The sequence below is a fragment of the Rhodospirillaceae bacterium genome (assembly GCA_040219235.1).
Taxonomy (GTDB): Bacteria; Pseudomonadota; Alphaproteobacteria; order Rhodospirillales; family Rhodospirillaceae; genus WLXB01.
This window is the reverse complement of the sequence record JAVJSV010000017.1, coordinates 1-12,598: the sequence shown is the minus strand read 5'-3', so window position 1 is coordinate 12,598 and position 12,598 is coordinate 1. Positions and strand designations below refer to the sequence as shown.

Below are 12,598 nucleotides of genomic sequence, written 5' to 3'. Positions count from 1 at the left end.
ATGGAGTGGTATTAGATCAGGTGCGTGTAGACCGGGTTATCGTATCCCGATCAGGCGTACGCGAAAGCCTGCTGTTGGTTCCGGACAGTGCGCGTACGTCATTGAGGCCGCAGCAGCCCATTACCGTCGTAGGAGGGGCTGCACCCCTTGCCGACGCAACCGGTCGGTCACTCTCAGCTTATCTTAGCTCTGTCCGGTTACAGCCCAGAATACAATCCGGCACTATAAACGGCTTTTACATATCTGAAGTTGGGCAGACTGCGGTTCTAAACGGAACTGGCCTTATGCCCGGTGATGTGGTGCTTGCTGTCAATGATGTTCGGCTTGTCAGTGCTGAGAGAATAAAAGATGTATTAGATGAACTTAGCGGAGCGCAAGACGCGCGGATAGATATAGAACGCGATGGTTCTCCTCAATCTGTCACACTTTCCCGAACGGCGGTCCAGCAATGAAGCCATATTTTTTCCGACTTATCAGCGCTGCGGGGGCGTTTGCTTTGTTGACGTGTGCCAGCTCTGATTACGTGCGGGCTCAAGAGCAGGTTTTAAATCTCCGGGATGCGGATATCAGAGCATTTATTGACGATGTCTCGATGCTAACCGGCCGGTCTTTTATTGTTGACCCCAGGGTTAACGGCCAGGTAACAGTCATTTCGCGTGAACCGATTGATGTTGAGACCGTCTTTGCCGTGTTTCTTTCAACACTCAGGGTAAACGGTTTTACCGCTGTTCCTACATCTTCCGGCGCTTACAAGATTGTTCCGGATGAAGCTGCCGCAGATGATTTTAATCCGGTTGGCAGAGATTCCCTTGAAGGTGATCAGTTCGTCACCGAAGTGTTTACGCTTCGCCATATTGACACCACAACGGCGCTCAACACCGTGCGACCAATCGCCAGCCAGAAGGGCAGGGTGATTGCTACGCCGGGCACGCAGTCTTTGATTGTAGTGGATTACGCGTCGAATATGAGCCGTATCCAAGATGTGCTGGCTGAGCTTGACCGAGATATGTCGACCATCATTCCAGTAAAGTTGTTGAATACGTCTGCATCAGAAATGGCCGTCATTGTTATGGGATTGGCAGGCACGGAGCGCGGCGAGGATGGCGGGCGCGCAAATGTTACGGCGGTCCCCGTGGGCCGCAGTAATACACTCTTGTTGAAAGGCGATCCGGTTGTCTTGGAACGATTGTTAGGTGTCATCAGCGAGTTGGATGACGGCAATAAATCTACCGAAGATGTCCGTGTTGTGTACCTGAAACATGCTGATGGCGAAACGCTTGCACCGATGCTTGAGCGCATCAGTGCTTCACTCAGTCGTTCAGGAACACCTGAAGAGGCTGCAGCGCGTGTCAGCATCTCATACGACAATGGCACCAATGCCCTAGTGATCAGCGCAGACCCTGACATGCAACAAGCCTTAGACGGGGTGATCCGGCAGCTCGATATCCGCCGGTCTCAAGTGCTTGTCGAAGCTATTATTGTGGAAGTTTCAGACACAGCAGCCAGAGAGCTTGGTGTGCAGTATATCTTGTCGGGAAGTCGCGGCAGCGAAGTGCCGTTTACGGTGGCCAATTATTCCAGCACAGCTCCAAATATTCTTGCCTTAACGGGTGCCGTTGTGGCTGATCGTGAGTCCAGCGACGAGGACAGTTCAGTCGTTGAGGAATTGCAGAATCAAGCCTTGAACGGCCTTCTCGGGTTGAATGGCTTTGCCATTGGTGGGGCGGGCATAACCGATGGAGGCACGCTCTTTGGAGTTATTCTGAACGCTGTGGATCAAGATGTCGGGTCTAACGTTCTCTCTACACCGTCCATCATGACGATGGATAACGAGCCAGCCAGCATCATTGTCGGTCAGGAAATTCCGATCACCACCGGCGAAGTGCTTGGGAGCGCAAACACCAATCCGTTCCGCCAGATCGAGCGCCGCGATGTCGGCATTCAACTTGAGGTGAAGCCTCAGATAAATGATGGAGACACAATTAAGCTGTTCATTCGCCAGGAAGTTTCCAGTGTGTTCGGTCCTGTCAGTGAGGCGTTCTCGGAGCTGGTCACGAACAAAAGAGAAATCGAAACCACAGTCATGGTTGATGATGGCGAAATCATCGTTCTGGGAGGGCTCATTGAAGATGATGAGCAGGTGTCTGTCGATAAAGTTCCTTTCCTTGGTGATATCCCTGTTCTTGGTCGCGCTTTCCGCAGCGATAGACGCTCCAAGGAAAAAACCAATCTGATGGTTTTTATCCGCCCGACAATCATGCGCAATGCGAATGATGTCCGGTCACTGACCGGTGAGAAATACGACATGATGCGTGCCCAGCAAATGATGAAGAGCCAAGGCGGCCGCTCAAGTATGGATGACATTCTTGGTGAATTCATGGACAACGCCGCTGCAACCAGTGTGCGTTAGAGAATTAACTGATGGCTGAGTCAGCGCGCCCCATTTTGAACTATACCTTCGCGAAGGATCATGGCGTTCTTGTTCTTGAACAGAATGAACATGCGATGGTTGGTGTTCGCGAGGGGTGGAAAGCGACCTCATTGCTCGAGGTTCGCCGCTTTCTGGACATGCCTTTTACAGTAAAAACGTTGTCCGCTAGCGATTTCGAGAAGACGTTGTCGGAAGTCTATGCCGCACAGCGTATGGATTCTGAATCGCTCTCAGATGAACTCGACGCGGACGACAATCTGACAACCCTTGCGGAAGGCTTACCCCAAGCGGCAGACCTGCTGGATTCAGCAGATGATGCGCCGGTTATCCGGTTGATCAACGGACTAATTTCTGAAGCAGCGAAGCGCAAAGCGTCTGACATTCACGTTGAACCTTTTGAAGCCAAGCTATCGGTCCGGGTGCGCATTGATGGCGTATTGCAAGAAGTCCTGACGCTTTCGCAACGTGTGGCACCCCGTTTGGTCTCCCGTATTAAAGTTATGGCGCGTTTGGATATTGCCGAAAAGCGCATTCCTCAAGACGGCAGAATTTCACTTAAAATTGGCGGCAAGAGTTTAGATGTCCGCGTATCGACACTCCCCGCACAATATGGCGAACGGGTGGTGTTAAGGTTGTTGGACAAAAGCCACGAACACTTTGGCATCGAACAGCTCGGCATGACTCTCCCGGTTTGTAACGCATTCCGACGTGCCATCTCGGAACCCAACGGTATTGTTCTTGTGTCCGGTCCGACAGGATCGGGCAAAACGACATCTCTGTATGCTGGCCTGACGTATTTGAACGATCAGTCCCGCAATATTCTTACCGTTGAAGATCCGGTGGAATACGCGCTCGATGGGGTTGGTCAGACTCAGGTAAACACCAAGGTGGGGATGACTTTTGCAGCAGGGTTGCGCGCCATTCTTCGGCAAGACCCAGACGTTGTGATGGTTGGTGAAATTCGCGACCCAGAGACTGCCACAATCGCCGTTCAAGCCAGCCTGACCGGCCATCTCGTGCTGTCCACAATTCATACCAATAGCGCGGTGAGCGCCATCACGCGCCTAAAAGATATGGGGGTCGAGCCCTTTTTGCTTGCGTCGACAGTGAAGGCCATTATCGCCCAAAGATTGGTGCGTCGGTTGTGTAAGATCTGCAAAGTGCCGGTCGAGAGCACGGTGTCCCAACGTCAGTTGCTGGCGCAGCATAGTGTTGCCGAGGGACAACTTCACAGTGCTTCCGGATGCGAGGCATGTGGTCATACAGGGTTTATGGGTCGGTTAGGTTTGTACGAACTCGTAACCGTCGATGATGTGGTGCGCCGTATGATTCACGACGATGCAAATGAGGAAGATATCGCCCAACATGCTTTTACCGAAAATGACACCTTGTTGATCAGTGGATTACGGCATGTTGCATCGGGTCAAACCAGTCTCGATGAGGTCTTACGTATCTGCCGCCAGGGAATAGAGTCTGATGTCGGCATTTGAATACGAAGCTCTAGACCGAGAAGGGCGACGACATCGCGGTGTGGTTGCGGCTGATACGGCGCGACTGGCCAGGAGAGACTTGCGGCTCAGAAAACTCGTTCCCTTAACTGTTGAGCCAGCGAATGCGCAAGCGCAGCCCTCCAATACTAACTGGTTCTCTAAAGCAAAAAAACGAGTCTCTAGCCGTGACCTGTCACTCTTAACGCGCCAGTTGGCGACCATGTTGGACGCGGGTGCTCCCTTAGAAGGGGCATTGCAAACGCTCGTTCAGCAGTCTGAGAAACCAGCCCTGCGCAGCGTGTTGTCGGGTGTCCGTTCAGATGTCATGGAAGGGCACACCCTGGCGGACTCTTTAGCGCGGCAAGGGGCCGCATTTTCGCCCTTCTATCGGGCTTTGGTGGGGGCCGGGGAAGCATCCGGCAGTTTGGCAGCCGTACTAGAGCGTCTTTCAGTCCACTTAGAGCGCGCTCAGGAAATTCGTGGCAAGGTGATTACGGCGTGTGTCTATCCATCTGTTCTGGCGGTCACAGCTTTTGCCGTTCTTGCGGCGCTCATCACTTTTGTTGTGCCAAAAGTTGTCGAGCAGTTTGACTCCATGGGGCAAGACCTGCCGTGGTTAACCACATTTGTCATGAGTCTTTCTGAGGTGGCGCAGTCATACGGGCTCATGCTTCTCGTAGCTTTGGGGTTACTCATTGTCCTGGCCTTTCGTGTTCTGAAAATCCGCAATGTCAGAGAAAACGCAGACAGGGTGCTGTTGCGCGTACCTTTGATCGGTCGTTTGATGCGAGATCTGCAAGCCGCCCGGCTCGCGCGAACTCTTAGCACCCTAATTTCCTGCGGAGCTCCGGTTGTTGATGGCCTCAAAGCCGCTCACAAAACCATGCAAAACACCATTCTGCAAAACGCGATAGAAGCCGTCATTCGTAAAGTGCAGGAAGGCACCGCGTTATCAGTCGCACTACGGTCCACGAACGTCTTTCCGCCGCTGCTCATTTACATGGTGGCGATTGGCGAGAGCAGTGGCCGCCTCGATACCATGCTCAGCAAATCGGCGGATCACCTGGAAAGCGAGTTTGAAACCTTTACCGCGACAGCGCTGAGCTTGCTCGAGCCTGTCATTATCATCGTGATGGGCGGGGTTGTTGCAACCATCGTGTTGGCAATCCTGCTTCCAATTTTGCAATTAAACTCTTTGGCTTTGATGTGAGGCCGTTATGACAAAACCCCTAAAGTCCATTTTACAACCATTATGCTTTCGGCCATTACGCTTAAAGCCACAGTGCGCGGCGACGCAGGACACGTGTGATAGGCAACGCGGCTTCACGCTCATCGAGCTGATGGTGGTCATCGTCATTATTGGTTTGCTGGCGACAGTTGTGGTCGTCAATGTATTGCCGAGCCAAGATCGCGCCATGACTGAAAAAGCACGGGCTGATGTTGCGCTCTTAGAGCAGGCCGTCGAGATGTACCGCCTGGACAACCTAACCTACCCAACAGTCGATGAAGGACTAGAGGCGCTTCAAGTTACCCCGTCAGGTTTGTCACGTCCTGAGCGCTATCGACCTGGCGGATATATTAAACGGCTTCCGGAAGACCCTTGGGGCAACGCGTATCAATATCTCCAACCAGGCGAGAGCGGCCCTTTTGATGTGTATTCCCTTGGCGCAGATGGTCGTTTGGGGGGGGAAGGCTCAAACGCAGATATTGGGAACTGGGAATAAGACTATGAACGGTTGCCGCCACAACACCAAGGGCTTCACCCTCGTTGAACTGATCATGAGTCTTTTCGTGATTGGTTTGATGACGGGGGCGGTCGTCTGGACGCTACCTTCAGGGCGCACTGATGTTGATAAAGAAGCCGTGCGCTTGGCGGCACGTCTTAAATCAACCGCTCAAGAAAGTATTTTATCCGGTGAGGTGTTAGGTGTTTCCGTCAACAATGATAGATACGCGTTTCATCGTTTTCGGCGCGGACAATGGTTGCGGCTCAATGATGGGGCTATTTTTGAAGACCGAACGTTATCGCCTGGCGTGGGTGTCCGTCTTGTTCCGATGGGCCAGGCTTTCATGCGTCTGGCCAATGAGATTTCAAGTGTGTCAGAGACCGGAGACTTTCTTGATCAACCCAACCTGGTTTTCTATCCCGTCGGTATGAATGAACCGTTCCAAATTATGGTTTCTAGTGAAGACGGCAGCGTGCATGTCCGCGGCACAGCGTCAGGCGATATCCAAGTGGTTCAGACTGATGCACGATAGGCTGCTGAATAACATATCAAGCGTGGCGCGTGTTCATCAGTGTGGCTTTACGCTGATTGAAGTGCTTGTGGCTCTCGGTATTTTTGGTATGGCGGTGATCTCTCTCATCCATATGCAGGGTGAAAGCACAAAGTCTGCTTTGGCTCTTCGTGATCGCGCCATTGCTGGCATAGTAGCTGAAAATGTCCTTATTGATCTTTATACGCGCGCAGATGAATTGCCTAACGGGGGAAGCAGCGGCCAAACAGACATGGCAGGTCAAACGTGGCAATGGTCCAGCAGTATTGGCGAAACCCCAAACCCGCTTGTCAGGCAGCTAGACGTTACCGTTCGCTTGGCTAGCGCACCGTTTGTGTTGAGTTCTCGGACTGGGTTCAAGGGGGCACCATGAGCAGAACAGAATCTGGTTTTACGCTTGTCGAAGTTCTTGTGACATTGGCTGTTTTCTCAATGTTGTCCCTGATTGGCGGAGCAGTTTTGAACCAAAGCCTCAACGCCAAAGCCCAATCAGATCAGATGCAGCATTCCATCGAAGACTTACAGATTACGCGGGCCACACTCAAAGCTGATTTGTCTCAGATTAGCCTTCGGGCCACACGAGATGCTTATGGTGCACAAGAGCCTGTGGTTTTTGCGGGGGGGGACACGATCACATTGGGCACGGTCCTCAAGTTGGTCAGAGATGGGTGGCAAAACCCTCTTGGTCAAGACCGGCGTAGTTCTTTGCAGCGTGTTGATTACATTCTGGAAAATGAAACATTACTCCGGCGCGCCTATCCACGCCTTGATGGGCAGTCTGCGGATAATGCTCAAACTCAAGTGCTGCTCAAAGGAGTCGAAAACCTATCCGTTTCGTTTCTCATTGATGGGCAATGGCGCACCTCTTGGATGGTGCCAGCGCGGGGTCCATATGTTCTGCCAGATGCTGTCGCACTCGACCTTGAAACACAAAACCTAGGCGCGTTGCGTCAGGTATTTATGACGTCAGGGTTAGTGTTGTGAAGCGTGTCTGCTATCATAATAATGAGAAGGGCGCTGTCCTTCTTACGGTTCTGTTGCTAGTGACATTCATCGCATCGCTGGCGATTGCGATGTTAGATGACATCAGGTTCGGTATTCGTCGCACAGCGAATATAGGCATGATGGATCAGGCGCAGTGGTTTGCCTATGGCGCAGAAGAACTGGCAAAGAAAGCGATTTATGAAAGCTGGCGCGTTGATCCCGGACGGTCAACGCTGAATGATCCATGGGCGCAAGGTCCGACCGTATTTCCCGTTGAAGGTGGTCTAATTGAAGGCCGCCTCACAGATGGCTCAAATTGTTTTAATCTCAACAGTCTGGTCGTGCGTGACGGAAGCAACCGGTTTGAGCAGAGTGATGCTGGTTTGCTTCAGTATCAAGCTCTGCTGCGGGCTCTTGGTTTTGGTGAAAGCGAAGCCGAGTCTCTTGTTAATACAGCTGCGGATTGGATCGACAGCGATTCTTCGCCAAGTGCACGTGGGGCAGAAGACACTTTCTACATGTCTTTATCGCCCCCCTACAGAACCGCAAATACGCTCGTTGGGCAAGTGACGGAACTACGGGCAATGCGTGACTACTCAGAAGATACCTATCAACGCATTCAGCCTTTTGTCTGTGCGTTACCCAATGTTGAGCCAAGCCCGATTAACATCAATACCCTCACCCCTGAACTTGCACCGTTGGTTGTAATGCTCGTTGGATCTGATCTTAAACTGACTGCTGCGCGCCAAGTCATTGTAGACCGACCGCGAGACGGATTTGGTACATTAGAGGACTTTTGGGGGCATGACTCTTTTGCAGGGTTAGGGGTGACTGCTGAGATCAAACAGCAGGTCTCTGTGCGCACCCGCTATTTCTCACTTCAAGCCGAAGTGACACTCGATCAGGTCTATGTCTCCATGCAGTCACTCTTGGAACAACGCCCCGGGGGTGAGATTGCATTGCTATCGCGCAGCTACGGAGAGGTGCAATGACCGCTCCAGACGTTGCAATATTATCTGCTTTCGATGAGTCAGATGAGGTGCTTTCTGAGGATGAGGCAGAGGCAAGCCCTGTCAATATCCGCCTTATCAAGAAAGATGGCCTGACGTATGCCATCGTGCCCAACCAGCATATTACACTTCGTGAAGTCGAAATTCCGACGCGCTCTGAGGCCCAAGCCAGGGCGGCAGCCCCTTTTGCCATTGAAGACGAGATAGCTGAGGATCCGGCAAATGTACATGTTGCCGTCGGGCCGGAGGTACGGCCTGGTAACCGCCTAATTGCGGTTGTTGCTCATGAACGGATGAGGGTGTGGGAAGAAGCGTTAGAGCAACAACAAGCCGGTAACGCGATTCTGTTGCCTGAGTCCTGTGCGCACACGCTTGCTGACGGTGAGGCGACGCTCATTGACCATGAAGATAGCATATTGATAGCCCTACAGGGCGGCGGCGGATTTGCGGTTGAGATTGACCTTTTTGCCCTTCTTATTGAACGCCTGATCGCTGAGGCAAAAATTAAAGTGCTGAATGTATATTCGTATCGCGTTGAGGCTTTGGTGCCGTCAACGTTGCGCAGTTCCGTCACGCTCAACGAACTGCCTGCTCCTTCAGATATTCAGTATGAAGAGATGTTGGCCGCCGGCTTGTCTCCACAAATACTCAATCTACGTCAGGGGCGATATGCTCCATCGACGTCTCTGTTATCCATCGTAAAAGAATGGAAAGTTTCTTTTGCGCTTATCAGTATTGTCGCTTTGTCCTACTTGCTGTGGGTGTTGTTGCAAGGTTTCTTTCTGAACAGAGAGGCAGAAGCATTGCGCGCAGAGACGGAAACAATTTTTCGTCAGGCGTTGCCAGATGTTGTTCGTATAGTTAATCCTAGGGCGCAAATTGAATCGCGGTTGAATGAATCCAGTGGCGCGGGAGATCAATTTCTGTTGCTCTCGTCCGGACTGTTCACGGCCCTTGAAAATACGCCTAGCAGTCGCTTAAACGCCCTGCAATTTAATGCGGGGCAAGGCCGTCTTACAGCCACTGTTGTTCTTCCAAGTTATGCTGAAATGGAAACCGTGCGGCGCAACCTCACGGCTTTGGGCTTGCAGCTCAATGAAGGCAGTACGCGGTCCGCCGGCAGCGACGTGATCAGTGATATCGAGGTGACTCGCCCATGACCCAATGGTGGATCTTACGCACTGAGCGCGAACAGGCCCTCATAGTCTCTTTGCTCGGCCTTATGGCCGTCTTGGTCTTATACTTTACCGTCATTCGCCCGGTGCTGTCTTTTAGAGATCAGGCACTTCAAGACTATCGTGCAGTTTCTGAAGTGAGAGATGATGTCCAAGCGGCTGCAACCAAGCTATTCAAAGGGTCTTCCCAAGGCGATGCGTTGCGCGCTGACGTGGATGACCGTCCCCCCCGTATCATTGCCAGTGCCTCCGCGCGCCAACTTGGTTTGGGAATTACACGCATTCAGCCGCTGGAAGACGAGGCCGTGTCTTTCTGGTTTGATCAGGAGGATGTGTCTGTTTTGTATAGCTGGATAGTCAATCTGAACACGCAATATAGTTTTGTCGTCTCTCGTGTTGATATCCAAAAGTCGCCAGAGGGAGATGCTGTTAATGCACAGGTTGTTCTTAGAGCGCCAAAATGAGTTCATTGGCTATAAGGCTCTCACTCACTTTCTTTTTCATCGTTTTTCTCGGTGCTGCTGTTGCGACATTGCCGGCTTCATTTTTATTGAACCGATTGCCGTTGGAGACGTCTTCTCTCAGCTACACAACGGCATATGGCACGGCTTGGCGGGGTGGGGTCAAAGGCGCAGTTCTAGGTCCGCTCTCCCTTGGTCATGTTGTTTACGACTTATCTCCGTTTAGCACTTTCACCGGGAGTATCCGTGCCAACATCAGCGTCCGCTCCGAGGTGTTAGGGGGGGAAGCGAAAGTGTTCAAAGGTACATCACGGCTTCATCTGTCCGACGCAAAAATTAGATTTGATGTCTCCCAAATTCCGCTTCTCATTCCCATAAATGGTGTGCTCGATGTAACCCTCAATACATTAGATATTGCATCGGGACGGTGTAGCGCTGCAGATGGAGTTGCGACTTTAAATGGCCGTGTGCAGCTCGCTGACAATCAAAGCCTTTCGTTCACCGGCCCAATTGTCTGTCGGGACGGTGCAGTTGCATCGACTTTGAGCGGGACGTTGGGCGCTAACCCCATCCTATTAGAGATCGTGCAAGGCGAAGCGGACACTATAGATCTTCGCATAAAGGTTGAAGGTCTTAGTGAAGAGCAAGGCCTGAGTGCTTCAGTTTTTGGTTTTGTAAAAACCGGTTCATCATATGAATTCGCACAGACCTTACAGTTGCCGTACAATGCCCCAAACTACGATTCACACTAAAATTTATAGTGGAGCGACGTATGGCTCATGATCTCAAAGCTGCGAGAGGCTTCATTCTAGCGCTTATGTTGAGCGTCCTTGTTTCAGCTTGCGCGACTTCTCCGGGTCGGTTCTCTGACACGCCGGACAGTCTTGATGAGAAGGCTTTTACCGAGCTGATTGGCCCGTTACGGCCCCAGCAATTGCACGCAGGCCAATGCGGGCTTTTTTTATGGACGCGGTCCGAGGAACGAGAGCTAGTGTTTTTTGGTAACAGCGATCGCGCTGAAGGCAAAATGATGATTGCTGACGAAGAAACCACCTATGCGCGGGTTTCCGCCGAAGGCGGGGCGGTGTTTGGACAGCACCCCAGACAAACATTTCAAAATGGCGACGTGACGGTGACTCTCATCTTGGAAATAGAAGGGCGGGCCAACATGTCGGGTGGTGCTGTTGTTCCTCGTGGCTCTCTGAGGTTTGAGCAAACGGGCGGCTGGAAGCTGGTTTTGCCAGTGGGCGGGCTAATTGCTTGCCAGCCTGGGTAGCGTGATCTTGATTGCTTAAAAGCTTCAAACGCTACATAAAATTTATGAAAATATGACAATAATAAGTCATAATTAAAACTATAAATTGCATTTATATAAATTAATTATTTTTAATTGTGCATTCTTAACAATTCTCCGCTAGTACAGTCTCTAAATTGTAATATATCCTTCACATAATGAAGGCGAATTCATCGCTGAGTTTGGAGGTGATTATGTTCAAAAAGTTTTCTGCACCAGCAGCAATCCTATCTGCATTGGCTCTATCAGCCTGCGCTGGCACGACCGATGTCAGTCAGAGTGCGGATACAGGTATGAGCTACACTGATCGTGGTTGGGCCTACACAGATGTGGTTGGTCAGGATTGGCCAAAAGCCGAGTCCAAACTTGAATCAGACCTTGCTGAAAACCCAGACGATCCCTTCCGTTTACTAAACTTGGCCTACGTTTATACGCAGACAGATCGCCCTACTGATGCCATGGCGACCTATGAAAAAGTGTTGTCTCTAAATGAAAACCCAGTTGCAACTCTTCACTCTGGTGAAGACGTGCGTACCAAGAAAATCGCTAGAGATGCTTTAGCAAGTTTAGGATTGGAGAATTAGCATTGTCGATATTTTGAACGCATAAACTTTTATTGCCGCAGCGCAGCTTTTGCGATTTTAGTGATTTCTTCTGCGCTTATCTTTGATAAAGGGGCAATGCAGTCGGACAAAAATGCTAGAGCTTGAGGAGTAATATCTTCACCTTGTAAATCACTGAAAGTCTGCTTGCCGGTAAGAGATATCCAGTAAGTGCCGATGACCTGAACAAAGAAAAATAGCCCGAGATCTAAGTCACTGGTACTGTTACTGGAGAGCGTTTCAAAAAAGTTGTGTTCAAATCTTATGATCGCTTTGAGAATAAGACGAAGTTCTTCTAAAACGATATTTCCTGCCAGCACAGGGTCGACCTTAGTATAACTATCAAGGCTGTCTACAACTGGGTGTCCAGTATTTTGAAGTAACTTAAATATTTGCCACCGATCCCAGAAATCAAGGTAACAAAGTTCTTCATCAAAGTTTCTTGCTATTTCAGCAGTTCGCGCGACTGTTATCAATTTCGGAGCTAGGTCGTGGATCATTTTATCATTTGATGTGCCATATCTCAAAAATAGAGAACCAGCATTTCGCAAACACTCGCCTAATCATTTATAGAAAGTAGATAGGCCATGTGTATGTGCAATTTTTAAAACCGTTTTTTCGTCATATATCTCTGCTAACCGTTCTAGAATAGCAGATTGTGCTAACAGTTCGTGGGTGTTTCGTTCTGCTTCTTCACCAACTTTGCGCATACCTGTAATCGGCATTTGACCATTACTAAAATGTTTTTGGAAAAACACTTTACCCCCTGTGGGTTACAGAATGGTGACGGTTTAGCGAAGGTTAATTACAATAAGTAATAGCAAAGCGTACTCACGATGCACTTGAGAAATTTCCAAATCCTCTTGTTGCCTTG

At 50.5% G+C, this 12,598-nt stretch carries 16 protein-coding genes; 14 read left to right on the top strand and 2 right to left on the bottom strand.

All coding sequences use genetic code 11. The features are described from left to right. The 14 genes from RIC29_17530 to RIC29_17465 form a co-directional block, all read left to right on the top strand. Window positions 1–452, top strand: a 452-nt coding sequence (locus RIC29_17530; protein MEQ8736728.1) for a hypothetical protein, incomplete at its 5' end; no start/stop codon positions are given. Continuing rightward, a complete protein-coding gene (gene gspD / locus RIC29_17525) occupies window positions 449–2,410 on the top strand; it encodes a type II secretion system secretin GspD (GenBank protein MEQ8736727.1) in 1,962 nt (653 codons plus the stop codon). The genes RIC29_17530 and gspD, both read left to right, overlap by 4 nt. An 11-nt stretch (window positions 2,411–2,421) precedes the next feature. Continuing rightward, complete coding sequence (gene gspE / locus RIC29_17520; GenBank protein ID MEQ8736726.1) at window positions 2,422–3,921, top strand: type II secretion system ATPase GspE; 1,500 nt, start codon at window positions 2,422–2,424, stop codon at window positions 3,919–3,921. Next, the gene (gspF, locus tag RIC29_17515) at window positions 3,908–5,131 is read left to right on the top strand and encodes a type II secretion system inner membrane protein GspF (GenBank protein MEQ8736725.1); all 1,224 of its coding nucleotides are present in this window, start codon (window positions 3,908–3,910) and stop codon (window positions 5,129–5,131) included. Before gspE ends, gspF begins: the two co-directional genes overlap by 14 nt. Before the next feature lie 7 nt (window positions 5,132–5,138). Next, window positions 5,139–5,645 carry a type II secretion system major pseudopilin GspG gene (gene gspG / locus RIC29_17510; protein ID MEQ8736724.1) on the top strand — a complete coding sequence of 169 codons (507 nt, stop codon included), beginning with the start codon at window positions 5,139–5,141 and terminating at the stop codon, window positions 5,643–5,645. 4 nt (window positions 5,646–5,649) lie between these two features. Further along, entirely contained in the window at window positions 5,650–6,180 is a 531-nt protein-coding gene (locus RIC29_17505; GenBank protein MEQ8736723.1) for a prepilin-type N-terminal cleavage/methylation domain-containing protein, read from the top strand. Next, on the top strand, window positions 6,170–6,571 hold the full coding sequence (gene gspI / locus RIC29_17500) for a type II secretion system minor pseudopilin GspI (GenBank protein MEQ8736722.1): 402 nt from the start codon (window positions 6,170–6,172) through the stop codon (window positions 6,569–6,571). Before RIC29_17505 ends, gspI begins: the two co-directional genes overlap by 11 nt. Then, window positions 6,568–7,182, top strand: a complete 615-nt coding sequence (gspJ, locus tag RIC29_17495) for a type II secretion system minor pseudopilin GspJ (protein MEQ8736721.1) — start codon at window positions 6,568–6,570, stop codon at window positions 7,180–7,182. Before gspI ends, gspJ begins: the two co-directional genes overlap by 4 nt. Beyond that, window positions 7,179–8,174 carry a type II secretion system minor pseudopilin GspK gene (gene gspK, locus RIC29_17490; GenBank protein MEQ8736720.1) on the top strand — a complete coding sequence of 332 codons (996 nt, stop codon included), beginning with the start codon at window positions 7,179–7,181 and terminating at the stop codon, window positions 8,172–8,174. The genes gspJ and gspK overlap by 4 nt, the downstream gene beginning before the upstream one ends. After that, entirely contained in the window at window positions 8,171–9,352 is a 1,182-nt protein-coding gene (gspL, locus tag RIC29_17485; protein ID MEQ8736719.1) for a type II secretion system protein GspL, read from the top strand. Before gspK ends, gspL begins: the two co-directional genes overlap by 4 nt. Next, entirely contained in the window at window positions 9,349–9,831 is a 483-nt protein-coding gene (gene gspM / locus RIC29_17480; protein MEQ8736718.1) for a type II secretion system protein GspM, read from the top strand. Before gspL ends, gspM begins: the two co-directional genes overlap by 4 nt. Then, complete coding sequence (gspN, locus tag RIC29_17475; GenBank protein MEQ8736717.1) at window positions 9,828–10,580, top strand: type II secretion system protein N; 753 nt, start codon at window positions 9,828–9,830, stop codon at window positions 10,578–10,580. Before gspM ends, gspN begins: the two co-directional genes overlap by 4 nt. 20 nt (window positions 10,581–10,600) lie before the next feature. Further along, window positions 10,601–11,104, top strand: coding sequence for a hypothetical protein (locus RIC29_17470; protein ID MEQ8736716.1), 504 nt, complete (start codon window positions 10,601–10,603; stop codon window positions 11,102–11,104). A gap of 212 nt (window positions 11,105–11,316) precedes the next feature. Beyond that, window positions 11,317–11,706, top strand: coding sequence for a hypothetical protein (locus RIC29_17465; GenBank protein MEQ8736715.1), 390 nt, complete (start codon window positions 11,317–11,319; stop codon window positions 11,704–11,706). Between the two features lie 29 nt (window positions 11,707–11,735). Here RIC29_17465 and RIC29_17460 read toward each other — a convergent pair whose 3' ends face one another. Both RIC29_17460 and RIC29_17455 read right to left on the bottom strand, forming a co-directional pair. Beyond that, window positions 11,736–12,275: a hypothetical protein gene (locus tag RIC29_17460; protein ID MEQ8736714.1), complete on the bottom strand. Its 540-nt coding sequence runs from the start codon at window positions 12,273–12,275 to the stop codon at window positions 11,736–11,738. Window positions 12,276–12,287: 12 nt separating this feature from the next. Continuing rightward, the gene (locus tag RIC29_17455; protein MEQ8736713.1) at window positions 12,288–12,482 is read right to left on the bottom strand and encodes a hypothetical protein; all 195 of its coding nucleotides are present in this window, start codon (window positions 12,480–12,482) and stop codon (window positions 12,288–12,290) included. Between the last annotated feature and the right edge of the window lie 116 nt (window positions 12,483–12,598).